The following is a 24,316-nucleotide window of genomic DNA, read 5'->3' on the forward strand; positions in this document are numbered from 1 at the left end:
CGCCATGTTCAGCCGTGATTTGACCCTCGCCCGCTACGATGCCGAACTCTTCGCCGCGATGGAGCAGGAAGCCCAGCGCCAGGAAGAGCACATCGAGCTCATCGCCTCCGAGAACTACACCAGCCCGGCGGTGATGGAAGCCCAGGGTTCGGTGCTGACCAACAAGTACGCCGAAGGCTACCCGGGCAAGCGCTACTACGGTGGTTGCGAGTACGTCGACGTCGTCGAGCAACTGGCCATCGACCGCGCCAAGGAACTGTTCGGCGCCGACTACGCCAACGTCCAGCCGCACGCCGGCTCCCAGGCCAACGCCGCCGTCTACCTGGCCCTGCTGTCGGCCGGTGACACCATCCTGGGCATGAGCCTGGCCCACGGCGGTCACCTGACCCACGGCGCCAGCGTTTCTTCCTCCGGCAAGCTGTACAACGCCGTGCAGTACGGCATCACCGACGCCGGCCTGATCGACTACGACGAAGTCGAGCGCCTGGCCCTCGAGCACAAGCCGAAGATGATCGTCGCCGGCTTCTCCGCCTATTCCCAGGTCCTGGACTTCGCCCGCTTCCGCGCCATCGCCGACAAGGTCGGTGCCTACCTGTTCGTCGACATGGCCCACGTGGCCGGTCTGGTCGCCGCTGGCGTCTACCCGAACCCGGTGCCGTTCGCCGACGTGGTCACCACCACCACCCACAAGACCCTGCGCGGCCCGCGCGGCGGCCTGATCCTCGCTCGCAAGAACGAAGAGATCGAGAAGAAGCTGAACTCCGCTGTCTTCCCGGGTGCCCAGGGTGGCCCGCTGGAGCACGTGATCGCCGCCAAGGCCGTGTGCTTCAAAGAAGCCCTGCAGCCCGAGTTCAAGGCCTACCAGCAGCAGGTCCTGAAGAACGCCCAGACCATGGCCAGCGTGTTCATCGAGCGCGGCTTCGACGTGGTTTCCGGCGGTACCCAGAACCACCTGTTCCTGCTGTCCCTGATCAAGCAGGACATCACCGGTAAGGACGCCGACGCCGCCCTGGGTCGCGCCTTCATCACCGTGAACAAGAACAGCGTACCGAACGACCCGCGCTCCCCGTTCGTCACCTCCGGCCTGCGTATCGGCACCCCCGCCGTCACCACCCGCGGCTTCAAGGAAGCCGAGTGCCGCGAGCTGGCCGGCTGGATCTGCGACATCCTGACCAACATGGGCGACGAGTCCGTGGTGGACGGCGTGCGCGAGAAGGTCAAGGCCATCTGCGCCAAGTTCCCGGTCTACGGCGCCTAAGCCGAAACCGCGAACCGCACCATGAAAAAGCCCGGCAGATGCCGGGCTTTTTCATGGCCTTACTTTCCGCTGGCCGGCGGCGAGTTTGCGGCATCACGCAGGACGCAGCGGATATCCCCGTGATTTTTCGCCTCCTGGCAGTACCGGGCGATCTCGGCCTCGGTCTGGTACCTGGGTTTGGTTTCACTCGCGCTCTTGACCACCATCGCCGTCACAACAGTCAGAGCGATGAAGAGCAGAACCACAATATGCAGGTAGCGCCGGTAGCGTGACCATAGACTGGCCACAAATCCGATACCCCTGTCCATGACACTGAAGTGTTTGAACAGATGCAGGCCCAGCATTACCCCGGGTGCGATGACGAGCGCTTGCGGCCACAAGTCGGGGACCCTCAGCCCCGACGCACCACCGACAGCCAGAGCCATCACATAGCTGATGGCGCCATGCCAAAGAGGGCGAATACCCGCGCCATGTTGGTGCCAACTTGCCGGCAAAAAGCCGCTCAAGCGGTAATCCAGCTTGGCCAGCGCATAACCGGTCATAGCCTGGAACCACCCGATCACCCGGTTCAATACCCCGGCAAGAATAACTGACACCACGGGAAGACCGATGAGCAGAACCCCATAATCCGGCTTTGGCTTGGCCAGCTCTCCCGGAGCGACCGTCACGCCATAGAACACCATGAAAGCGCCCCACAAGACGGCCGTTCGCCCTACCCAAGGCCCGCTCCGCCCCAGGTCGCGCCAGAAGATCTCGTCCAGCGCCGCACCGGGCAGGCGTTCCAGCAACTGTGGATAGCGATAGATGAACGCCCTGGCGATAGAAGTGCTGTGCTGCCGATCCTCCTCGTCGAAGTCCGCCATGAACTGGCGCCGCTGGGGAGCATCGAAAGGCGAAAGCACCAGCCGCGCAGCCCGACACTCTGCCGTCAGCTCCCAGCGCCGGGCGTTGTCCAGCACCCGCGCGTAGAAGCGCTCGGCATCCCAGCGTTCCAGCAGTTCGCGCCATTGATAGTCAGGGCAATTGGCTTCCCGCTGGCCTTCCTGCCAGGCAAACACGGAGGCCACCTGGTCGAGGGTGTCGCAGCTCCATGACGGCATCTCCAGCAGCATCGACACCACCGCACTCTCCAGCAACGCCCGGCCGTCGTAGCTCTGCAGCCAGGGTTGCCCGGCCAGGGTCCGCAGGCCATCCACCAGCGCGGCCGGCTCGCCATGGTTGTGCAATTGACGCAAGCTCAGAAGATGGCTCTGCAGGATCCGCGCATACAGCGGCTGCAATTCCAGCGCCGTGAGTGCAGGCGCCTCGACCACTTCCAGCCAGTGGTACTCGCGACAAGCCGCCTCGCGAAGGACGGACTCGTAGTCCTCCTCCAGGCACAGTTGCAGCACACCGCGCTCGAACGCCACGGCCAGGCCGGCTGCTTCGGCTTGCAAGCGACGTTCGGTGAGCAGCGAGGGACGCAACCCGGACAGCAGCTCCGCCAGGTGTTGCGGTCGCTCGCCGCGAAAATCCTGAGGCAGCTCTGGCACCGGCACCGGCAATTCGACCACCACCGGGGTGGCCACCGAGGAAGGCGCATCCTCCGGCAGATCTGCTACCGGAGCGACCTCATCCCGATTTTCCGCGCGCCATTGCGCCCAACGCTGTGCCTGCTCGTAGGCCTCACGCAGAGCCTGGAAGGCCTCGGGGTCCTCATCCGGGCGAGTCCCCTTGAGCAACCGCGCGTAGTGCCGCTTGATGGTTCGCTCATCCGCCTCGGCATCCAGGCCGAGGACTTCCCAACAACTCATGGCCGCTTCCTTTATTGCCAGGGGGATCGTTCGAGTTCCTCGAGACGCTGCTCGATGGCCGCGCGCAGGTCAGCGATGCGGCCTGTGTCCTGGGTTCCGAGCACCTGCTGGAAGTTGCCGGCCATCTGCGCGAGCATCTCCCGCACCTCGCCCAGGTGCTCCTGATACAAGCGTTCCAGGCGCGCCAGCAGCACAGTGTTGACCAACTGCTCGCGAGGGTGAACCTTCAACTGCGCCAGCTCGGCGAGACGACGACGCACTTCCTCCGGCGACAGCACGCCAGGGCTCTTCTCGATCACCAGGCTGTGCACCTCGTCGGTGGCGGGGATCTTCACTTCCGCCTCGAGGATGCCGTTGTTGTCGTAGGTGAAGCGCACATCCAGCTCCACCTCGCCCGCCGGGCGCGGTGGAACGGCTATGCTCAACTCGCCCAGGGCGATGTTGTCCTTCACCATGCGGCTTTCACCCTGGAATATCTTCAGCAGCACGTGGGTCTGGTTGTCGTGCAGCGTCTGGATGGTCTTCACCCGGCTGATCGGCACGACGCAATTGCGCTCGATGATCGGCAGGTAATGGCCGGCCTCGTACATTCGTCCGAACTGCGCCGTGGTCTCGATGCCCAGCGAGTACGGGCAGACATCGGTCAGCACCACCTCTTCCAGCGCCGCCGCCCGCTGCTTGAGCGCCGCCTGGACCGCGGCGCCCAGCGCGACGACCTCATCCGGGTTGATCTGCATGGCCGGGAAGCGCCCGAACAAGCCCGCTGCCAGCTTGCGGATCAGCGGCATGCGCGTGGTGCCGCCGACCAGCAGAATCTCATCGAGATCGGCGACGCGGATACGCGCATCGCGCAGGGCTCGCTCGATGGGGCCGCGCAGCCGCTCCAGCAGTGGCGCGCAGATCTTCTGCAGTTCCTCCTGACTGATCACCTGCTCCCACTGCCGTCCCCCATGGGCCAGACTGAAGGTAGCCGTTGCTTCCTGCCCCAGAGCCTGGCGCACGCGCTCGGCCTCCCTGCGCAGGCGATTGCGCAGACCGGGGCTGTCGACATCAGGAAAAGCCTTGTCCTGGCGCTGGCTGGACAGGAAATGCTGGACCAGCGCGGCATCGAAGTCCTCGCCGCCGAGGAAGTTGTCGCCAGCGCTGGCGCGGACCTCCATCACCCCTTCGAAGAGTTCGAGGATAGAGACGTCGAAGGTACCGCCCCCCAGGTCGAAGACCAGAAACGAGGTTTCCCGGTCCTTCTGGTGCACACCATAGGCCAGCGCGGCGGCGGTCGGTTCGTTGACCAGCTTCTCGACCTTCAGTCCGGCCAGTTCCCCGGCGATCCGCGTCGCCTTGCGCTGGGCATCGCTGAAATAGGCCGGGACGCTGATCACAGCCTCCGTCACAGGTTCGCCAAAGACCCGTTCGACATCCTCCTTGAGGCTGCGCAATACCAGCGCAGACAACTCTTCGGGACGCAAGCGGCGAGCGCCGAGGCTGATTTCCTGGGCACTGCCCATGTGCCGCTTGAACAGCGCCGCAGTCAGCTGGGGATGGGTCTGCAGCCGCTCGCGGGCGGCCTGGCCGACCAGTACTTGTCCCTGATCGTCCAGCCCTACGACGCTGGGCGTAATCACGCTTCCCAGCGCATTGGGTACCAACTGTGGAGAATCATCACGCCAAACGGCGACTAGGCTGTTGGTGGTACCGAGGTCGATGCCGACAATCACTCTGGCGCTCTCCTTGCGGGGCATGGCGAACCCGGTCGCCTCACTGCCCGATCCATCGGAATGTAAAGCCGCTATTACAGCGATTAGCCTGTACCGGGTAAAGCCCGTCGAAGTCGCATCAGGGTTGCCCTTCCGCTCCCTGCTCCGGTTGCACCGGCACATCGCGCAGATCATTGAGCCGGCGCACCAGTGTCTCCGCCTCCGCCTGGCTGGTGAAGCCCTTGAGCATCACCTGACCATTGGTCACCACCCGCGTCACTTTCGGCAACAGGCGCAATTGGCCGTCGATGACGACAGCCAGGGCCTTGCCCTGCTCTTCCTCAGTGAGTTTCGCCAGACGCTGGCTGGCGTCGGGCGTGAACAACACACGTACCGCAGGCTTGCCGCCAGCAACACTGGCCAGTTCGGCCCGCTGCACGTCGCGCTGGGTCAGCGCGGGATGGGTCGCCACCAGCACGGCCTTGCCTTGCGGATCGGCCAGGGTGCGAGTGCTGGCCGTGGGCTTTTCCGCCACGGCATGGACATCGAAGGTGTGCTGCGGTGCCGACGGCGGCGCACCGGCGCAGGCGCCCAACAATGAGGCGAAGAGGATCGGAATAGAGCGTTTCATCGACAAGGAAGCGGGCTGAAGGGCCCGGTCAGGCCAGGGTTATAAAAGGTGAGACCACTGTCAGGGTACAAGTTGCACGCCCTTGGTCGGCGCCCGCGACTAAGCTTGCAGACGAACGGATGCTGGCGGTCCGGTCAGAAATTCTCCGGCTCAGGGCAAGCTGGTATCATGCGCGCCTTTTGCCGGTCACAAGAAAAGGCGCAGGGCCCACCTGGGCATGCACCTTGCTTTTCCCGGCCAGAACGATAACGGCGCAAGAGCGTCACGGGGAGCCAAACATGCTGGAAAAGCTGTTCCAACTCAAGGCGCACAACACCAATGTGCGCACCGAGATCTTGGCGGGTATCACTACCTTCCTGACCATGGCCTACATCCTTTTCGTCAACCCGAGCATCCTCGGCGAGACGGGCATGGACAAGGGCGCGATCTTCGTCGCCACCTGCCTGGCCGCAGCCATCGGCTCGGCGGTGATGGGCCTGATCGCCAACTACCCGATCGCCCTGGCTCCCGGCATGGGCCTGAACGCCTTCTTCACCTACACCGTGGTCCTGCACATGGGCCACACCTGGCAGGTGGCGCTCGGTGCGGTGTTCCTCTCCGCGTGCATGTTCTTCGTCATCTCGATCTTCCGCATCCGCGAATGGATCATCAACAGCATCCCGCTGGCCCTGCGCTCGGCGATCGCCGCCGGCATCGGCCTGTTCCTCGCGCTGATCGCGCTGAAGGAATCGGGCATCGTGGTCGCCAACCAGGCCACCCTGGTGGGCATGGGCGACCTGGCCAAGCCTGCACCGCTGCTGGCGATCCTCGGCTTCATCCTGATCGTCGCCCTGGAAGCCCGCCGCGTGACCGGCGCTGTGATGATCGGCATCCTGGTGGTCACCTTCATCTCAATCGCCATCGGCGTCTCCCAGTTCGGTGGCGTGGTGTCGATGCCGCCGTCGCTGGCGCCGACCTTCCTGCAGCTGGATATCAAGGGCGCGCTGGACATCGGCCTGTTCAGCGTGATCTTCGCCTTCCTCTTCGTCGACCTGTTCGACAACTCTGGCACCCTGATCGGCGTGGCCAAGCGCGCCGGCCTGATGGGCAAGGACGGGCACATGCCGAAGATGGGCCGTGCGCTGATCGCCGACAGCTCCGCCGCCATGGTCGGCTCGCTGCTGGGCACCTCCACCACCACCAGCTACATCGAGTCGGCGGCGGGCGTTTCCGCTGGCGGCCGTACCGGCCTGACCGCCATCGTGGTCGCCGTGCTGTTCCTGCTGGCGCTGTTCTTCGCCCCGCTGGCAGGCAACGTGCCGGCCTTCGCCACTGCGCCGGCCCTGTTCTTCGTCGCCGTGCTGATGGCCTCCGGCCTGGCCGAAATCGACTGGGACGACCTGACCGTCGCCGCACCGGTCGTAGTAACCGCCCTGGCCATGCCGCTGACCTTCTCCATCGCCAACGGCATCGCCTTCGGCTTCATCACCTGGACCGCCTGCAAGCTGCTGTCCGGCCGCTTCCGCGAGCTGAACCCGGCGCTGGTCATCCTCTCGATCCTGTTCGTGATCAAGCTGGGCTGGTTCAACGCCTGATTTTCTTTTCGCGGCATGGGTATCGCTGCGCTCCACCCATCCTACGAGTAGCACAGGTGTAGGATGGTGTGGAGCGCAGCGATACCCATCAGGATGCCGCCGACCACACGAGTTACCCGCCCCATGAGCAGTCCGCGTTTCGATCCGTCCCACTACGACAGCCAACTGGCCGACAAGGTCGCCCGTCTGCGCGAGCTGCTGGCGCCCTTCGCCGCGCCCGAGCCTGCGGTGTTCGATTCGCCCCGTGAGCATTACCGCCTGCGCGCCGAGTTCCGCCTGTGGCGCGAGGGCGAGGCCCGCCACTACGCGATGTTCGAGCAGGGCGACAAGCACACGCCGATCCTGATCGAGGAATTCCCCATCGCCAGCCAGCGCATCAACGAACTGATGCCGCGCCTGAAGGCTGCGTGGGCTGAGCCAACGCTGGGCCACAAGCTGTTCCAGGTAGAGTTCCTCACCACCCTGGCTGGCGATGCGCTGATCACCCTGTGCTACCACCGCCCGGTGGACGCAGCCTGGCAGGCCGCCGCGGAGCAGCTGGCTGCCGAGCTGGGCGTGAGCATTGTCGGCCGTTCGCGCGGCAAGCGCCTGGTGGTGGGCCGTGACTATGTGAGTGAAGAGCTGACCGTCGCCGGCCGCACCTTCCGCTACCGCCAGCCGGAGGGCGCCTTCACCCAGCCCAACGGCGAGGTGTGCCAGAAGATGCTCAACTGGGCGCACGAAGCCCTGGGCGAGCGTGAGGACGATCTGCTGGAGCTGTACTGCGGCAACGGCAACTTCACCCTGCCCCTGGCGACCCGCGTGCGCAAGGTGCTGGCCACCGAGATCAGCAAGACCTCGGTGAACGCCGCCCTGGCGAACCTGGCCGACAACGCCGTGGACAATGTCACCCTGGTGCGTCTCTCCGCCGAAGAGCTGACCCAGGCGCTGAATGAGGTGCGGCCGTTCCGCCGCCTGGCCGATGTCGACCTGAAATCCTACGAGTTCGGCAGCGTGTTCGTCGACCCGCCGCGTGCCGGCATGGACCCGGACACCTGCGAGCTGACCCGGCGCTTCGACAATATCCTGTACATCTCCTGCAACCCGGAGACCCTGGCGCAGAACATCGCCCAGCTGCACGACAGCCACCAGGTCAGCCGCTGCGCCCTGTTCGACCAGTTCCCCTACACGCACCACATGGAAGCCGGCGTGCTGTTGACCCGCCGCTGAGCCCCGGTCGCCCGACCGCGCGCCGCCCAACCAAGGGTTGGGCGGCGAGCCACCGCAAGGCGGCTACGCTTGCGGGACAATGACAAGAGGCACGTCCATGTCCCGCCTGATACTTCCCCTGCTCTGCCTGCTGCTGGCCGCCTGCGCCGGCACTGACCCCGCCAACATCAGCGTCTCCCCCGCCGCCAACGGCCGGCAAAGTACCTTCTTCATCCAGGCCGTGCGCGCCCAGGGCCACCGCGAGGACCTCGAAGATCGCTTCGATCTCGCCGTGCGCCGCGCGCTGGAAGCCAAGGGCTACCGCTATCAGGAGAGCTCAGGGGAGTTGCGGGTGATCTATGCCGTCGGGCTGGACAGCCAGACCGGCATCGTCCAGCGCCCGGTGGTGACCGGCGCGGGCGTGATGACCCAGACCCAGATCACCGACCAGGAACAGGCGCGCCTGGCGCTGCAGATTCTCGACGAGGCAACCGGGCAGGTGCTCTATCAGGCGCAGGTGGCGCGCCAGCTGCACGATCCGAAGATCACCCAGCAGGCCGTGGACGAGGGCATCGCCCGCCTGCTGGCGGATTTCCCCGCGCATGCGGGGCAATGAGGATCAGCTGTAGTTCGACGGCGACTTGCGCACGAACTTGATGCTGTACTTGAAGTCGGCCTTGCGCGTGACGCTGATGGCGCGGCGGGTGACGGTATCGATGGTGATGTTCCAGTTGCCGGTGCTGGGCACCTTGATCTTCGCCGGGAACCGGTCGAACGCGCCGCCGTGGTAGACGTGGCGCCCGCCATTCTTGAAGCTGCGGAAGGCGGCATCGGTCATCAGGCGGATGTTGCAGGTCATGGAGCACTCGATGACAACCAGGTCGCCTTCGTTCAGGTGCTCACGTTGGTGTACGAACTTCATGCTGGCTCCGCCTTGCTTCTACCGCGAAATCAATACGATAGCACGGAGCAGGGGCTGCCCGGCAGCGGGGCCGCCAGCAGGCCGGGCCGCTTATCCGAAGCTCGCATCGTTCGCCGTTCATAGCCCCTCGAAGTCCGCCTTGCGCTCTTCCGGCTCCTCTTCCTCGCTCACCACCACGTGGCGATGGCGCGACTGCCGCTCCAGCCAATAGAGGGCGAAGATCGCCAGTGCCGAGATCACGCCGCGATAGACCACGCCGGCCAACTGGGCGTCCCATTCCATGCCACCTTCGGTCCAGGCGATCAACAGGCGCGACAGCGTCAGGGTCAACTGGACCAGGATCATCAGGATCAGCGCCGGCCGCACCAGCAGGCGTCGCCGCAGGGCGAAAACGAGGAACAACGCGAGGGCGAACTGGTGGCCGCCGTAGAACACGCGGGCATCGCTCACCGAGGACGGTTCCATCAGCAACATGCCGCTGAGGTTGGCCATTTCGTAGGGGCGGATCCAGTAGAGCAGTCCCAGGCCACCCCAGACCAGAGCCTGGACCAGCAGGACGAGACGGGCGAAGAGCATCCGATTTTCTCCTTGGCCATGCAGCCATTGCCGAGCGTCCAACCCTGCGACCGACAGTCGCGGACGCACCACCGATCAGCTAGAGACCCCACGCCGCCTGGCAAGTTCGACGCCCGCGTCATATCGGGAAACAAACGGCGGGTGGGGCCGCCCCCACCGCGGGAGTATGCTCGGTCGCGTTCAACTTCCAAGGTTCCCAACCATGCGCACCCTGCTTCTGCTCACCGCCCTTGTCGCCGGCGCCGCCCAGGCCGCCGAGCCGCTGACCATCGACGTGCACCGCGATGCCAACTGCAGTTGCTGCAAGGACTGGATCAAGCACCTGGAAAGCAACGGCTTCACCGTCAACGACCATGTCGAGGCGGACATGAGTGCAGTGAAGACCAAACTCGGCGTGCCTTACAGCATGGGCTCGTGCCACACCGGCGTGATCGACGGCAAGTTCGTCGAGGGTCACGTGCCGGCCGCCGACGTTCTCAAGCTGCGCGAGCGTGCCGATCTGGTCGGCGCCGCCGTGCCGGGCATGCCGATGGGCTCGCCGGGCATGGAAATGGGCGACCAGCATGATGCCTATCAGGTGGTTGGCCTGAACAAGGCCGGCCAGCGCGAAGTGTTGGCGGATTATCCCGCTCGCTGAGCCCCTGCAACGAGGCACTCCCTCACCCCTGAGCGCGAGCGGAGGCGGGATGGGGCTTCCGGCGCGCGGGGCACTCTCCAGGTCCCTGCGTGACATGGCTCCGCAAGCCCGATGGGGTGAGGGACTCCAAAACGAAAAGGGCGGCCGGTTGGCCGCCCTTTTCATTATCCACGGCCGGTCACTCGGCCTTGGCCGGCAACAGGCCATCGGCGCGGAACATCGCCTTGATTCCGCGCACGGCCTGGCGCAGGCGGTCGCGGTTTTCGATCAGGGCGAAGCGCACATGGTCGTCACCGTAGTCACCGAAGCCGACGCCCGGCGACACCGAAACCTTGGCATCCTTGAGCAGCTTCTTGGCGAACTCCAGTGATCCCATGTGCGCATAGGGTTCGGGAATCTTCGCCCAGATGTACATGGAGGCCTTGGGGTTCTCCACCATCCAGCCAGCCTCATGCAGGCCCTTCACCAGCACATCGCGGCGTTTCTGGTACTGCTCGGCGATTTCACGCACGCACTGCTGGTCGCCCTCCAGTGCGGCGATGGCAGCCACCTGCAGCGGGGTGAAAGTGCCGTAGTCGTGGTAGCTCTTGATCCGCGCCAGGGCCGAGACCAGCTCCGGGTTGCCGACCATGAAGCCGATGCGCCAGCCGGCCATGTTGTAGCTCTTGGACAGGGTGAAGAACTCCACCGCAATGTCCTTGGCGCCGGGCACCTGCATGATCGAGGGGGCTTTCCAGCCGTCGAAGGTGATGTCGGCGTAGGCCAGGTCGTGCACCACCAGCACGTCGTAGCGCTTGGCCAGATCGACCACACGCTCGAAGAAATCCAGCTCCACGCATTGCGCGGTGGGGTTGGAGGGGAAGCCGAGGATCATCATCTTCGGCTTGGGGATCGATTCGCGGATCGCCCGCTCCAGCTCGTTGAAGAAGTCGATTCCCGGCACCAGCGGCACCGAGCGCACCTGGGCGCCGGCGATCACCGCGCCGTAGATGTGGATCGGGTAGCTGGGGTTGGGCACCAGGATGGTGTCGCCGTGGTCCAGGGTCGCCAGCATCAGGTGCGCCAGGCCTTCCTTGGAGCCGATGGTGACGATGGCTTCGGATTCCGGGTCGATCTCCACCTCGTAGCGGTCGCGATACCAGTGCGAGATGGCGCGGCGCAGGCGCGGAATGCCACGGGAGGTGGAATAACCGTGGGTGTCTTCGCGCTGGGCGACCTGGCAGAGCTTCTCGACGATGTGCGGCGGCGTGGCCCCGTCCGGGTTGCCCATGGACAGGTCGATGATGTCCTCGCCACGGCGGCGGGCCGCCATCTTCAGTTCGGCGGTGATGTTGAAAACGTAGGGGGGCAGGCGATCGATGCGCGCAAAGCGACGAGCTGAACGGGGTTCAGTCATGGTGTCCTCTGATGAACGTAGGCGCCCGGAACCGTCCGAGCGACGCCGGCCACTGCGGTGGCCTGGAAAGCGCGGCGCTGTGACCTGCGCTTTCTTGTCGGCGAACATATAGCTCGCTAGGCTGGCTGTCGAGTTTTTCTTTAGCCGCTCAAGGTCGGCATCTGGAGGCCCATGTCCACGCAACAGTACTGGCAGCTCGACGTTTTCGCCGACCAACCGCTCACCGGCAATGGCCTGGCGGTGTTTCCCGATGCCCGTGGCATGCCCGAACAGACCCTGCTGGCACTGACCCAGGAGCTGCGGCAGTTCGAGTCGATCTTCCTGTTTCCGTCCGCCTCCCTGGACACCTACTCGGCACGCATCTTCACCGTCGACGAGGAACTGCCCTTCGCCGGCCACCCGGTGCTGGGCGCGGCAGCGCTTTTGCACTACCTGCACCAGCGCGGCGAAGAGGAGCACTGGACGCTGTTGTTGCCGGCCAAGGAAGTGAAAGTGGCGACGCGCCGCCGCGGCAGCGGCTTCCACGCCGAGATGAACCAGGGCGCCGCCGACTTCGGTACCGTGCTCGATGACGACGCGCGCCGCTGGTTCGCCGAGGCCTTCTCGCTGACCGCCAGCGATCTCGCCGACTACCCCGCTGCCGTGGTCAGCACCGGCCTGCCCTACCTGCTGCTGCCGGTGCGCAGCGAGGCCCTGGGCCGCGTGCGCCAGCGCACGGATCTGACGGCCGAGCTGGCAAAGCTCAATGCCGCCTTCGTTTTCGTGCTGGATGTGGATAATCGCGAGGGCCGCACCTGGGACGGCGCCGGGATCATCGAGGACATTGCCACCGGCAGCGCCGCCGGCCCTGTCGCCGCCTACCTGGTGGAACTGGGCAAGGCGCGCCGTGGCGAGCTGTTCCAGCTGGCCCAGGGCCGTTTCGTCGGTCGCCCCAGCCGGCTCGACGTGCAGGTCGGTCAGGACGACGAAGTCCGCGTTGGCGGCGACGTGCAACTGCTCGCCCGCGCCGAACTGCTGCACCGTTTCGCCTGACGACCGGGCTGGCGGTGAACCCCACCCGAGACAACACTGAACCCACCTGTTCGATGGAGATGCCGCCATGCAATGGCGCAAAGGACGACGCAGCGACAACGTAGTGGATGCCCGCGATGACAACGGCGGCGGCATGAGCGGCGGCGGAGGCATGCGTATCGGCGGCCGCGGCCTGAGCCTGGGCGGCGTGGCCATCGTGGTGGTGATCGGCCTGCTGTCCGGACAGGATCCGATGACCATCCTCGGCTCGCTGCTTGGCCAGATGGACGTCTCCCAGCAGGCGCCTGCCCGCCCGACCCAAGGCAAGCCGGCCACCGGCAACGATCCGCAGGTGGAGTTCGTCCAGTCGATTCTGGGCGACACCGAGGACACCTGGGGCGAAATCTTTGCCCGCAGCAACGCCCAGTACGAGCAGCCCAAGCTGATCCTGTTCAACGGTGGCGTGAACTCCGCATGCGGCTTCGCCTCCTCGGCGGTAGGCCCGTTCTACTGCCCGGGCGACCACCGCGTGTACCTCGACCTCGGTTTCTTCCGCGAGATGGAGCGGAAGTTCTCCGCCGCCGGCGACTTCGCCCAGGCCTATGTGATCGCCCACGAGGTTGGCCACCACGTGCAGAACCTGCTGGGTATTTCCGCCAAGATCAACGCCGCCCGCCAGCGCGGCGCGCGCATGGAAGGCGCCAACGGCCTTTCGGTGCGCCAGGAATTGCAGGCCGACTGCTTCGCCGGCGTCTGGGCCAACCACGCCCAGCAACGCCTGAACTGGCTGGAACCGGGCGACGTGGAAGAAGCGCTGAACGCCGCCAATGCCATCGGCGACGACCACCTGCAGCGCCAGGCGCGCGGTACGGTAATGCCGGACTCCTTCACCCACGGCTCGTCCGAGCAACGCGTGCGCTGGTTCAAGCTCGGCTTCGAAAGCGGCGCGCCGGGCAAGTGCGACACCTTCAAGGCGCAGACGCTGTAGCGTTTCAGCCGGGTTTGCGTGCAAGCTCGCGAAGCGCTTGACGCGAAGGCCTACAAGCAACGCCTGAGCAGGTCGAGGAAATACCCCGGGTCCACCGGCTTGACCATGAAGTCCAGCACGTTCAGCCGCATCGCCTCGATCACGTCGCGGGCATTGGCTTGGCCCGAGAGCACGATGATCGGCAGGAAGGTGCCCACCTCGTTCAGCTCGCGGATCAGTTCCAGCCCCGCGCCCTCGTGCTCCATGCGCAGGTCGGTCACCAGCAGGTCGATCGCGGACTCGTCGCGGCGGATGCGCCGCAGCGCTCCGGCGGCGCTGCCGGCCGTCAGGCAGCGGAAGTTCGCCCCTTCGATCAGTTCGCGCATCTCGGTCAGCACCTCGCGGTCATCGTCGACCACCAGCACCACCGGTTTGCGCGGGGCCGGCGCGGTGACTTCGCGCAGCGCTGCGAGCTCCTCGTCATCGAGGACGACTGGACTGATCATGGATGCCACATCGCAATGGAGGCCATTAGCCATAATCGTAGCCATCAAATGGCCATTTATCCTGGCAGTCCGGAGAAACGGCGAGGGGCCCATCGCCGAATGCTCCCGCGTAGATTGGTGAACCATCGCCGGTACTACACGGCCACGCCAACCGCTCGCGCCGTCAAAGCCGTACGCCCAAGGATCAGATCAGCTGCCCGCTCGGCGATCATCAAGGTGGGCGCATTGGTATTGCCACTGGTCACGCGGGGCCTTACCGAGGCATCCACCACCCCAGCCCTCCTATACCGTGGACCCGCAGTTCCGGATCGACGACCGACAAGGCATCCAGGCCCATCCTTGCCGTTCCGACCTGATGCGACGCGGTAGTCGCCGACTGGCGTACATAGGCCTCCATCTGGGCCTGGGTGGTGACCGAAGGCCCCGGCGCCACCTCTTTTGCGCCCCAGGAGCGGAATGAGGACTGGCTCATCACCTCGCGAATGGCGAGTGCACAGCGAGCCACCACCGAAACGTCATACGGGTCCGCACAGGCGTTGGGGTTCATCAGGGGATAGTCCTGCGGCTCGCTGCTTGCCAGCCGAACCCAGCCGTGACTGCGCGGCGCGAGCCCAGCCATCGAAGTCGTCCGGCCTGCCCCGCACGTACATCATGCCGTTGATGGAGCTGCTGCCGCCAAAAGTCTTGCCCCACGACCAGGCGATATCCTGGTCGCTGGCGTATCGCTGCGCTGTCGTCCGGAACCCCCAATCGACGGCACTGCCATAAAGCTGCGCCACTTCCGGGGGATTGTGGATCGCCTTGAGGCAGTCAGGCGGGCCCGCCTCCAGCGCCAGCACGCTGAAGCCTGCATCGATCAGCCGGCGGATCAGTACCGAGCCGGCCGAGCCGGTACCCACGACGATATAGTCAAAAGCTTCGCTCCGGGTGAACCCGTCCGTAGCGCACGCGTGGATATGTCCCGGCAAGGCCAGGGCTCCGGCAGCCCCAGCAAACGGCTCAGGAAAAGGCGGCGTTCGAGATTATGGAAGTCCGACATGGCACAGCTCCGTGCGAGTCCAAAGTTTCCAAACTAGCAACGCAACCGGCCCGGCTCCTGCTATTGGCCGCTTGGCGATCCCTCTCTCAGCAGTCACGGAAGAAACAGACAGGCCATAAGTAACCGGGCCGACAGACAACGCTCCGAGCAAAAAAAGGGCCGCAACGAGTGCGGCCCTGGAAATACGCCGGCAGAACCGGCGTCGTGGGATGTCAGCCCGCCTTGGCGAGCCCGGCCTGGCCAAGGCGCTCGGCGATCTCGCCGAGGATGGCCGGGTCGTCAATCGTTGATGGCGGCGCATAGCCCTCCCCGTCGGCGATCTTGCGCAGCACGGCGCGAAGGATCTTGCCCGAGCGGGTCTTGGGCAGGCGCTTCACCACCACTGCGCGCTGGAAGCAGGCCAGCGCGCCGATACGCTCGCGTACCAGGGCCACCAGCTCGCGCTGCAGATCCGCCTCGCTCGCCTGCGCGCCATCCTTGAGCACCACCAGCCCCAGCGGCACGTGGCCCTTGAGGTCGTCCTGCACGGCGATCACCGCGCATTCGGCGACAGCCTCGTGCAGCGCCAGCAACTCCTCCATCTCGCCGGTGGAAAGGCGGTGGCCGGAGACGTTGATCACATCATCGGTGCGACCCATGATGTAGACGAAACCCTCTTCGTCCACATAGCCGCCGTCGCCGGTGTGGTAGTAGCCGGGGTAGGTCTTCAGGTACGCCTGCAGGTAGCGTGGATGATCGTTCCACAGTGTCTGCGCGCAGCCGGGCGGGAGCGGCAGGGCGATGACGATGGAGCCCTGTTCGTTCGGCCCGAGCAGCCGCCCCTCGTCGTCCACCACCTGTACGTGGTAGCCAGGCACCGCGCGGTTGGTGGACCCGGCACGCAGGTCATGGTCGCCCAGGCCGGTACAGGGCGCAGTCACCGGCCAGCCGGTCTCGGTCTGCCACCAGTGGTCATGCACCGGCTTGCCGGTGAGTTCCTCCAGCCAGTGCTGGGTGCTGCTGTCGAGCTTTTCGCCGGCCAGGAACAGGTGGCGTAGCGAGCTCAGGTCATAGCGCTTGAGCAATTCGCCTTGGGGGTCTTCCTTGCGGATCGCGCGGATTGCCGTGGGCGCGCAGAACAGGCTGTTGACCTTGTGCTCCTCGATCACCCGCCAGTAGCTGCCGGCGTCGGGCGTGCGCACCGGCTTGCCCTCGTAGAACACCGTGGTGCAGCCATTCATCAAGGGCCCGTAGACGATCAGCGAGTGGCCGACCACCCAGCCAACGTCGGAAACCCCCCACCAGACGTCCCCCGGCTGCAGGCCGAAGATGGTCGGCAGCGCGTAGCTCAGCGCCACCGCGTGGCCGCCGTTGTCGCGCACGATGCCCTTGGGTTTCCCGGTGGTGCCGGAGGTGTACATGATGTAGAGCGGGTCGCCGCTGGCGACTTCCACCGGGGCGGCCGGTTGCGCGCGGGCCAGGGTTTCGCGCCAGTCCAGGTCGCGGCCGGCCGTCAGCTCCGCCATTGCCTGCGGACGCTGCAACACCAGCACATGGGCCGGCTTATGGCTGGCCAGCTCCAGCGCCTTGTCCACCAGCGGCTTGTACTCGATCACCCGCTCGAACTCCAGGCCGCACGACGCCGTGAGCACCAGCCGGGGTTTGGCATCGTCGATGCGCAGCGCCAGCTCATGGGGCGCGAATCCGCCGAAGACCACCGAGTGCACGGCACCCAGCCGCGCGCAGGCGAGCATGGCCATGGCCGCCTGCGGCACCATCGGCATGTAGATGATGACGCCGTCGCCCTTTTCCACGCCGAGTGCGCGCAGGGCTCCGGCCAGCCGCGCGACTTCATCGCGCAGCTCCAGGTAGCTGAAACGTTGCTGGGTGTTGGTCACGGGGGAGTCGTAGATCAGCGCGGCCTGCTTGCCGCGGCCCAGTTCGATCTGCCGGTCGAGGGCGAGATAACAGGTGTTCAGGCGGCCATCGGCGAACCAGCGGTGGCTGCCGTCGGGCAGGGCCTGCAGGGTCTCCTGCGGGGCACGGTACCAGGCCACGCGGCCGGCCTGCTCGGCCCAGAAGGCGGAAGGTTCCGCGATGGAGCGGTCATGGGACTGCCGGTAACTCATCGTCACTGCCTCTTATTGTTGTTATCGAGGTCGAACAACGAGTATGGACGGGGATCGCCACCCCACCATCAACCTTTGGTCGTAGGCCATTCGCCCGATCGGTGCATGATTGCTTTTCAGGATTTTTCAGCGAAGCGCGGCCACCCTCCTCCACTCCCGGCCGACGCGCTTTGGAAGGGGCTCTGGGGAAGAGTTCAATGCAAGGCCGCCGCATGTCGGCGACCACAAGTCGCACCCGCTACCGCCCGATGACAGGACTAAACTGAAAGTCCCTTTTCACCTGACAGCGCAGGGGTGAGCAGCATGAACATCCTCGTCCGTCCGTCCCATCTTCGCAAAGACCAGCCGTGGGAAGTCTGCCTCGATCAGCAGGCCGTGGGCTTTCGCAGCGAGCTCGAGGCGCGCAGTTTCGTCGCAACCCTGGAAGCCCGTCTGAAGGCCCCGCACCGATTACCCGAACGGGTGCAACGCGCCGCCGGCTGACTCAGGCCGCACGTTCGCTGATCTGCCCGCTCATCCAGCCGAGCACGGCGGCCACCAGGCCGCAGACGGTGATGACCACCGCCATCGGCAGGGCAGAGCCGTCGTGCAATGCACCGACCAGCGCCGACGCGCCGGCCGCGACGGTGAACTGCAGGCTGCCCATCAGCGCCGACGCGCTGCCCGCGTGCCGCCCCTGGCTGGCCATGGCGCAGGCCGAAGAGTTGGGCAACAGGAAGCCCAGGCTGGCGATGGCGCCGAACAACGGCACCAGCAACGGCCACAAATGCTCGGGTCTGGCCAGGGTGATCGCCAGCAGAGCCAGGCCGCAGCCGAAGTACACCCATACCGCCCGGCGCAGCCAGAACCCCGGTCCGCGATAGCGCAACAGCCGTGCGTTGACCTGCGCCATCAGGATGAAGCCCGCGGCGTTGCTGCCGAAGATCCAGCCATAATGCTCGGCCGGCACGCCGTAGAGTTCGATGAAGACGAAGGGCGAACCCGCGATATAGGAGAACATTCCGGCGATGGCGACCCCGCCGGTGAGCGCGTAGGTGATGAAGGAACGGTCGCGGAACAGCGCGCGGTACTGCTTCAGCGCACCGCGCAGCGGTGGACGCGGCCCGTTCGGGATGGTCTCGGGCAGCCACAGGGCGATGGCGCCGCCGGCCAGGGCGCTGAACAATGTCAGGCAATAGAAGATCGACTGCCAGCCGGACAGGCTCAGCAGCAGCCCGCCGCCCAGCGGCGCGAGAATGGGTGCCAGGCCCATCACCAGCATCAATTGAGAGAAGGCCTTGGCAGCGGCGATCGGGTCGCACAGGTCACGCACCACCGCCCGCGAGATCACCATCCCCGCGCAGCCGCCCAGAGCCTGGACGAAGCGCGCGCCAATCAGCCATTCCAGGTTCGGCGCGAAGGCGCAGGCGAGCGACGCCAGGGTAAAGATGCTCACGCCCAGCAGCAGCGGAATACGCCGGCCGATACGATCAGCCAGCGGGCCGTAGAGCAGTTGGCCGATGGCAAGACCGGCGAAGTACGCCGACAGGCTCAGCTGAATGTGTTCGACGTCGGTGCCGAAGGCCTGCGCCAACGTCGGGAAGCTGGGCAGGTAGAAGTCGATGGCCATGGGCCCGAAGGCGCTGAGGGCACCGAGGATCAGCAGGATGCGGAGGTTCATGGATCACCTGGTCACACGCGTCCGCCGAGGAGCGGCGAAGACCGCGGGCAGGCCGGTGTGAATATCTTGTTGGCGCGCACGGATGACGCGGCGAAGCCCTGCATTGTGGCTTGGCCCGAAAAATTAGCAAGCTCCCTAAGCAACCCCCGAAGCAAGTCCCAAATAGTGGGAGAGACAGGCCCGGCCGCGCCGACCGGACCTGTCAGGACATCAGACCTCGTGCGCCCCCTCTGCGGCGGGCTTGGTCTTGCTCTTGCGACCACTGAGCTTGTCGGCGGCCGATTCCACCAGCATGTAGAACATCGGGATGAGGAAGGTCGCCAGCAGGGTCGCGGCGAGCATCCCGCCGATTACCCCGGTGCCGATCGAGTGACGGCTCGCGGAGCCGGCGCCGGTGCTGATGGCCAGCGGTACGCAACCCAGGATGAAGGCCAGCGAGGTCATCACGATGGGGCGGAAGCGCAGTTTGGCCGCCTCCAGCGCCGCCTCGACCGGGCCCATGCCCTGCTCCTCGCGGCAGAGCACGGCGAACTCGATGATCAGGATGGCGTTCTTCGCCGCGAGACCGATCAGGGTCACCAGGCCGACCTGGAAGTACACGTCGTTATCCAGCCCGCGCAGCCAGATCGCCAGGATCGCCCCGAACACGGCGAAGGGCACTGCGGTGACTACCGCCAGCGGCAAGGTCCAGCGCTCGTACTGGGCCGCGAGGATGAGGAACACCAGGATCAGGCCGAAGATGAACGCCGTGCTGCCCGAGCCCTGGGTCGCCAGCTCCTGGTAGGCCGAACCGATCCACGCCAGTGAATATTCTTCGCCCAATACCTGGTCCGCCACTTCCTGCATCGCCGCCAGCGCCTGGCCGGAGCTGTAGCCCGGCGCCGGGCCGCCGAGGAGCTTGGCCGCCGGGAACACGTTGAAGCGCGCGTAGGAGTCCGGGCCGAGGATGCGTTTGACCGACACCAGCGTGGTCAAGGGCACCAGATCGCCCGTGGAGGAACGCACAAAGACCTGGCTCAGGTCGTCCGGTTTGCGGCGGAACTCCGGCTCCGATTCCAGGGTGACCTGCCAGGTCCGCCCGTAGAGCGTGAAGTCGTTGACGTAGTAGCTGCCGAAGGTGGACTGCATGGCGGTGAACACGTCATTGATCGCCACGCCCAGGGAGCGCGCCTTGGTGCGGTCCAGGTCGATGTAGTATTGCGGCACGTTGGCATTGAAGGTGGTGTTCACCCCCGCCAGCTCCGGCCGTTTGGCCGCGGCGGCGAGGAACTTCATGGTTACCTCTTCCAACTGCTCGGAGGTGCCACCGCTGCGGTCCTGGATGTAGGCCTCGAAGCCGCCGGTGGTACTCATGCCGGTGATCGGCGGCGGGTTGAAGGACATCACCACGCCGTCTTCCTGCCCCGCGCCCATCTTCATGAATTCATGGGTCAGGTTGCGCGCGTCCAGCTCGGGGGTGGTGCGTTCCTTCCAGTCCTTGAGCGGCACGAAAGATACGCCGGCGTTGCTGCGGGTGCCGAAGGTGAGGATGTCGAAGCCAGCGAAGGTCACCACGTCCTGTACCGCCGGGTGCTTCATCAACTGATGGGTCACATCGCTGGTGAGCTTCTCGGTACGGGTCAGCGAGGCCGCCGGCGGCAGGAAGTAGGCATTGAGTACGTAGCCCTGGTCCTCGTCGGGCACCAGCGAACCGGGGACCCGGCCGAACAGGATGACCAGCAGGGCGATCATGCCGCCGAACAGCAACAGCCCCAGCGCCGCCCGTTTGAGGAAGAACTGCACGCCAGCGCCATAGCCGTTGGTGGCTTTTTCGAACATGCGGTTGAACCAGCGGAACGGCGCAGCCGGCTCCTTGTGTTCAGGCTTGAGGATCAACGCGCAGAGTGCCGGTGACAAGGTCAGGGCCACGATGCCGGAGATCACCACCGACACCGCGATGGTGATCGCGAACTGCTTGTACATCTGCCCGGCCAGGCCGCCGAGGAACCCGACGGGGATGAACACGGCGCAAAGTACCAGCACGATGGCGACGATCGGTCCGGTCACCTCCTCCATCGCCTTGATCGCCGCCTCCTTGGGTCCGAGCTTCTCGGTGCGCATCACCCGCTCGACGTTCTCCAGCACCACGATCGCGTCGTCCACCACGATGCCGATGGCCAGCACCATGCCGAACAGCGACAGCAGGTTGATGGAGAAGCCCATCAGGTACATGCCGGCGAAGGTACCGACCAGCGAGACGGGAATCGCCAGCACCGGGATCAGCGTGGCGCGGATGCTCTGCAGGAACACGAAGACCACGACCATCACCAGGATCAGCGCCTCGATGAAGGTATGGATCACTTCCTCGATGGAGACCTGCACGAAGATGGTGGTGTCGTAGGGAATCTTGTAGGTGATGCCTTCAGGGAAGCGCTTGGCCATGGCGTCCATGTGGTCGCGCACGGCCTGGGCGGTATCCAGTGCGTTGGCGCCCGGCTGCAGGTAGATACCGAAGGCAGCGTTCTGCTGGCCGTTCAGCGAGGTCACCAGGGAATAGTCCTGGGCCCCGAGTTCGACGCGCGCCACGTCCTTGAGCAGCAGGCTGGCGCCGGTCGGGTCACTGCGCAGGATGATGCTCTCGAATTCCTTCGGATCAGTGAACCGCCCCTGGGCGGTCGCCATGTAGGTGAAGTCCTGCGGCTCCTTCATCGGTTGCTGGCCGAAGCTGCCCGCGGCGAACTGCGAGTTCTGCTCGCGGATCGCGCTCGCCACGTCCGAAGGCGTCATGTTGTATTGCGCCAGCTTGTCCGGCCGTAGCCAGATACGCATGGAGTAGTCCTTGGAACCGAACTGGCTGACGTCACCAACCCCGGGAATCCGCTTGAGGTCGTCGATCACGTTGATCAGCGCGTAGTTACTGATGAAGATCGGGTCGCGGGAGTTGTCCGGTGAGAACAGGGTCACCACCTGCAGGATGTCGGAGGATTTTTTCTCCACCTGCACGCCCTGCCGGCGTACCTCTTCCGGAAGCTTGGCGAGCGCGGCCTGCACCTTGTTGTTGACGTCGATGGTGGCCTGGTCCGGGTCGGTGCCCACCTCGAAGTACACGGTCAGGCTCATGGCCCCGCTGCTGTCGGAGTTCGACAGCTGGTAGATCATGCCTTCGACGCCGTTGATTTCCTGCTCCAGCGGAGCGGCCACGGTTTCGGCGATCACCTGGGAGCTGGCGCCGGGGTACGCGGCGGAAACCGACACCTGCGGCGGAACGATTTCCGGGTACTGGGCGATGGGCAGCGCGCGCATGGCGACGAGGCCGGCGAGCAGGATCACGATGGAAATCACCATCGCGAACACGGGGCGTTCGATGAAGAAGCGCGAGATCACGATGGGCGCTCCTTAGGACTGTGCCTGGGCGGGTTGCGGCGCAGGCGCCTGCGGTGCTGCCTCGCTGGCCTTTACCGGCTGGTCCGGCCTGACCTTGGGAATGCCTTCGACGATCACGTGGTCACCGTCATCCACGCCGGCATCGATAATCCAGCGGCCGTTGACGGTCTTGGAGGTCGTCACCTGGCGCACACGGGCGAAACCGTCCTTGTCCACCACGTAGACGAAGGTGCCGCGCGGGCCCTGGGCCAGTGCGCGCTCGGGCAGGGTCACGGCGTTGCTCTGGGTGATGCCGGTGATCAGGATGCGCACGAACTGACCAGGGATCAGCAGGTTGTGCGGGTTGGGCACCACGGCGCGGGCGTTCACGGTGCCGGTGCCGGTGTTGACGAAGCTGTCGGTGAAATCGACGACGCCTTCGATGGGGTACTTGCTGCCATCACCGAAGCGCAACTCGGCGGTCAGCTTGCCGTCCTTGGGCAGGATGTAGCGACCACTCTTCACCCCATCGTTCATCTGCGCGGCCTGGGTGTCGGGATAGGCGAAGTTGACGTACACCGGGTCGAGCTGGGTGAGCTTGGTCAGCAGGCTGGAGTTCGGATCGCTGGCCGCCACCAGGCTGCCCTCCGAGCGCACTTCCTTGCTCGCCATGCCGGAAATCGGCGCGGTAACCGTGGTGTAGTTCAGGTCGATCTGCTTGGCCTGGACATTGGCCTTCGCCGCCTCGACGTCCGCCTTGGCCTGTTCGAAATCGGAGACGTAGCGATCCAGTTCGCTCTCGCTGGCAAAGCCCTTTTTCTGCAGTTCGCGGATACGCTTTAGGTCACGCTCCGTCTGCCGGTAGCGCGCCTGGGTCTGCGCCAGGGAACCCTTGGCCTGGCCCAGCGCAGCCTGGTAGGGACGCGGGTCGATGCGGAACAGCACCTGGCCCTCCTTCACCGGCCGGCCCTCCTCGTAGGTGCGGCGCTGCAGGATGCCGCTGACCTGGGCGCGCACTTCCACTTCGCGGTAGCCGGCGGTCCGCGCGGCGTATTCGAAGGTCAGGGGCACCGGAGCGCTCTTGGCCACTTCGACCGTCACTGCCGGGGGAGGAGGCGCCGCCGTGGCAGGTTTGTCCTCGGCCTGGGCCCAGGCAGAAAACAGGACTGGCAACCCAACGACAGCAAGCGCGACGGGCAAACGACGGGCAAACGGCATGTAACCTCTCCATGGAAATGACTGACGGCGGAACCCCAGGGGACGACGACGGTGTGACTCTTACCTACGCCAGTGTCTGTAAAGCACTGTTAGCGCTATAAAATCAGTAAACTGCCTGTTACTCAGTGATCCTAGCCTGTATACCAGCAAGCGCCATGCGAAGAACTAAAGAAGATTCGGAACGAACCCGTCAGACGATTCTTGACTCGGCTGAAGGCCTTTTCTTTGCGAAAGGCGTCTCAAATACCAGTCTCGAAGAGATCGCGCGCGCCGCAGGAGTGACCCGCGGAGCGGTGTATTGGCACTTCCAGAACAAGGCACACTTGTTCAACGACATGCTCAACCAGGTCCGCCTGCCGCCCGAGCAACTGGCGCAGCGGCTGTCCGGCTGCGACGGCCACGACCCGATCGAATCGCTGTTCCAGCTCAGCGTGGAAGTGGTCGAGAACCTGGCCCGCGACGAGCAGCGCCGGCGCATCCTCACCATCCTCCTGCAACGCTGCGAGTTCACCGATGAATTGCGCGACGCCGAGGAGCGCCATAACCAGTTCGTCCGCCAGTTCATCGAGCTTTGCGAGCAGCTGTTCAACCGCGAGGATTGCCGCACACGGCTGATGCCCGGCGTGACGCCCAAGATCGCCTCGCGAGCGGTGCACGCGATGATCTTCGGCCTGCTCAGTGACTGGCTGCGCGACCCGGGCCTGTTCGACCCGTTGCAGGAAACCCGCGAACTGTTCGACGCCGTGTTCCGTGGGCTGGTGCGCGACTGGCATCCGGCACTGGCGTAAGGGCCGGC

21 protein-coding genes are annotated in these 24,316 nt (G+C 65.3%); 9 read left to right on the top strand and 12 right to left on the bottom strand.

Annotated features, from left to right (window positions below; translation table 11 throughout):
- The first annotated feature begins 4 nt into the window (after positions 1-4).
- On the top strand, positions 5-1,258 hold the full coding sequence (gene glyA / locus MJ122_RS16970) for a serine hydroxymethyltransferase (protein WP_017521648.1): 1,254 nt from the start codon (positions 5-7) through the stop codon (positions 1,256-1,258).
- A gap of 59 nt (positions 1,259-1,317) precedes the next feature.
- Here the strand turns inward: glyA and MJ122_RS16975 are convergent, their stop codons facing one another.
- From MJ122_RS16975 to MJ122_RS16985, 3 genes are all read right to left on the bottom strand, one after another.
- Positions 1,318-3,051 carry a J domain-containing protein gene (locus MJ122_RS16975; protein WP_239744897.1) on the bottom strand — a complete coding sequence of 578 codons (1,734 nt, stop codon included), beginning with the start codon at positions 3,049-3,051 and terminating at the stop codon, positions 1,318-1,320.
- A gap of 11 nt (positions 3,052-3,062) precedes the next feature.
- Complete coding sequence (locus tag MJ122_RS16980; RefSeq protein WP_239745303.1) at positions 3,063-4,766, bottom strand: molecular chaperone HscC; 1,704 nt, start codon at positions 4,764-4,766, stop codon at positions 3,063-3,065.
- A gap of 118 nt (positions 4,767-4,884) precedes the next feature.
- The gene (locus MJ122_RS16985; RefSeq protein WP_239744898.1) at positions 4,885-5,376 is read right to left on the bottom strand and encodes a hypothetical protein; all 492 of its coding nucleotides are present in this window, start codon (positions 5,374-5,376) and stop codon (positions 4,885-4,887) included.
- Between the two features lie 278 nt (positions 5,377-5,654).
- On the opposite strand from MJ122_RS16985, the gene MJ122_RS16990 reads away from it, so the two are divergent.
- From MJ122_RS16990 to MJ122_RS17000, 3 genes are all read left to right on the top strand, one after another.
- Positions 5,655-6,950: an NCS2 family permease gene (locus tag MJ122_RS16990; RefSeq protein WP_045217177.1), complete on the top strand. Its 1,296-nt coding sequence runs from the start codon at positions 5,655-5,657 to the stop codon at positions 6,948-6,950.
- 123 nt (positions 6,951-7,073) lie between these two features.
- On the top strand, positions 7,074-8,159 hold the full coding sequence (gene trmA / locus MJ122_RS16995; protein ID WP_239744899.1) for a tRNA (uridine(54)-C5)-methyltransferase TrmA: 1,086 nt from the start codon (positions 7,074-7,076) through the stop codon (positions 8,157-8,159).
- Positions 8,160-8,256: 97 nt separating this feature from the next.
- Positions 8,257-8,754: a DUF4136 domain-containing protein gene (locus MJ122_RS17000; protein ID WP_239744900.1), complete on the top strand. Its 498-nt coding sequence runs from the start codon at positions 8,257-8,259 to the stop codon at positions 8,752-8,754.
- Positions 8,755-8,757: 3 nt separating this feature from the next.
- On the opposite strand, the gene MJ122_RS17005 is transcribed toward MJ122_RS17000, so the two are convergent.
- Both MJ122_RS17005 and MJ122_RS17010 read right to left on the bottom strand, forming a co-directional pair.
- Positions 8,758-9,060 (bottom strand): DUF1883 domain-containing protein, encoded by a 303-nt coding sequence (locus MJ122_RS17005; RefSeq protein ID WP_017521653.1) that lies wholly within the window; start codon positions 9,058-9,060, stop codon positions 8,758-8,760.
- A gap of 117 nt (positions 9,061-9,177) precedes the next feature.
- The gene (locus MJ122_RS17010) at positions 9,178-9,636 is read right to left on the bottom strand and encodes a DUF4345 family protein (RefSeq protein WP_239744901.1); all 459 of its coding nucleotides are present in this window, start codon (positions 9,634-9,636) and stop codon (positions 9,178-9,180) included.
- A gap of 202 nt (positions 9,637-9,838) precedes the next feature.
- Between MJ122_RS17010 and MJ122_RS17015 the strand changes: the two genes are divergently transcribed.
- Positions 9,839-10,273, top strand: a complete 435-nt coding sequence (locus tag MJ122_RS17015; protein WP_088421696.1) for a DUF411 domain-containing protein — start codon at positions 9,839-9,841, stop codon at positions 10,271-10,273.
- Positions 10,274-10,451: 178 nt separating this feature from the next.
- Here MJ122_RS17015 and alaC read toward each other — a convergent pair whose 3' ends face one another.
- The gene (gene alaC, locus MJ122_RS17020) at positions 10,452-11,669 is read right to left on the bottom strand and encodes an alanine transaminase (RefSeq protein WP_239744902.1); all 1,218 of its coding nucleotides are present in this window, start codon (positions 11,667-11,669) and stop codon (positions 10,452-10,454) included.
- A gap of 171 nt (positions 11,670-11,840) precedes the next feature.
- On the opposite strand from alaC, the gene MJ122_RS17025 reads away from it, so the two are divergent.
- A complete protein-coding gene (locus MJ122_RS17025) occupies positions 11,841-12,701 on the top strand; it encodes a PhzF family phenazine biosynthesis protein (protein ID WP_239744903.1) in 861 nt (286 codons plus the stop codon).
- A gap of 67 nt (positions 12,702-12,768) precedes the next feature.
- Positions 12,769-13,668, top strand: coding sequence for a neutral zinc metallopeptidase (locus MJ122_RS17030; protein WP_239744904.1), 900 nt, complete (start codon positions 12,769-12,771; stop codon positions 13,666-13,668).
- Positions 13,669-13,718: 50 nt separating this feature from the next.
- Here the strand turns inward: MJ122_RS17030 and MJ122_RS17035 are convergent, their stop codons facing one another.
- The 3 genes from MJ122_RS17035 to MJ122_RS17045 all read right to left on the bottom strand — a co-directional run bounded on the left by MJ122_RS17035 (position 13,719) and on the right by MJ122_RS17045 (position 17,300).
- Positions 13,719-14,153: a response regulator gene (locus tag MJ122_RS17035; RefSeq protein WP_088421276.1), complete on the bottom strand. Its 435-nt coding sequence runs from the start codon at positions 14,151-14,153 to the stop codon at positions 13,719-13,721.
- A gap of 515 nt (positions 14,154-14,668) precedes the next feature.
- Positions 14,669-15,121, bottom strand: a complete 453-nt coding sequence (locus MJ122_RS17040; RefSeq protein ID WP_239744905.1) for a GMC family oxidoreductase N-terminal domain-containing protein — start codon at positions 15,119-15,121, stop codon at positions 14,669-14,671.
- Positions 15,122-15,404: 283 nt separating this feature from the next.
- Complete coding sequence (locus MJ122_RS17045) at positions 15,405-17,300, bottom strand: propionyl-CoA synthetase (RefSeq protein WP_239744906.1); 1,896 nt, start codon at positions 17,298-17,300, stop codon at positions 15,405-15,407.
- A 303-nt stretch (positions 17,301-17,603) separates the two neighbouring features.
- On the opposite strand from MJ122_RS17045, the gene MJ122_RS17050 reads away from it, so the two are divergent.
- A complete protein-coding gene (locus tag MJ122_RS17050) occupies positions 17,604-17,783 on the top strand; it encodes a hypothetical protein (protein ID WP_088421278.1) in 180 nt (59 codons plus the stop codon).
- 1 nt (position 17,784) lies between these two features.
- Here MJ122_RS17050 and MJ122_RS17055 read toward each other — a convergent pair whose 3' ends face one another.
- The 3 genes from MJ122_RS17055 to MJ122_RS17065 all read right to left on the bottom strand — a co-directional run bounded on the left by MJ122_RS17055 (position 17,785) and on the right by MJ122_RS17065 (position 23,520).
- Positions 17,785-18,960, bottom strand: a complete 1,176-nt coding sequence (locus MJ122_RS17055; protein ID WP_088421279.1) for a multidrug effflux MFS transporter — start codon at positions 18,958-18,960, stop codon at positions 17,785-17,787.
- 210 nt (positions 18,961-19,170) lie between these two features.
- Entirely contained in the window at positions 19,171-22,323 is a 3,153-nt protein-coding gene (locus tag MJ122_RS17060) for an efflux RND transporter permease subunit (protein ID WP_345772979.1), read from the bottom strand.
- Positions 22,324-22,335: 12 nt separating this feature from the next.
- Positions 22,336-23,520, bottom strand: a complete 1,185-nt coding sequence (locus MJ122_RS17065) for an efflux RND transporter periplasmic adaptor subunit (RefSeq protein WP_236172559.1) — start codon at positions 23,518-23,520, stop codon at positions 22,336-22,338.
- Positions 23,521-23,675: 155 nt separating this feature from the next.
- Here MJ122_RS17065 and MJ122_RS17070 point away from each other — a divergent pair, with 155 nt between their 5' ends.
- A complete protein-coding gene (locus MJ122_RS17070) occupies positions 23,676-24,308 on the top strand; it encodes a TetR family transcriptional regulator (RefSeq protein ID WP_138520260.1) in 633 nt (210 codons plus the stop codon).
- The last annotated feature ends 8 nt before the right edge of the window (positions 24,309-24,316 follow it).

Origin of the sequence: Pseudomonas sp. DP-17, from assembly GCF_022380625.1 — a bacterium.
GTDB lineage: Bacteria > Pseudomonadota > Gammaproteobacteria > Pseudomonadales > Pseudomonadaceae > Pseudomonas > Pseudomonas nitroreducens_A.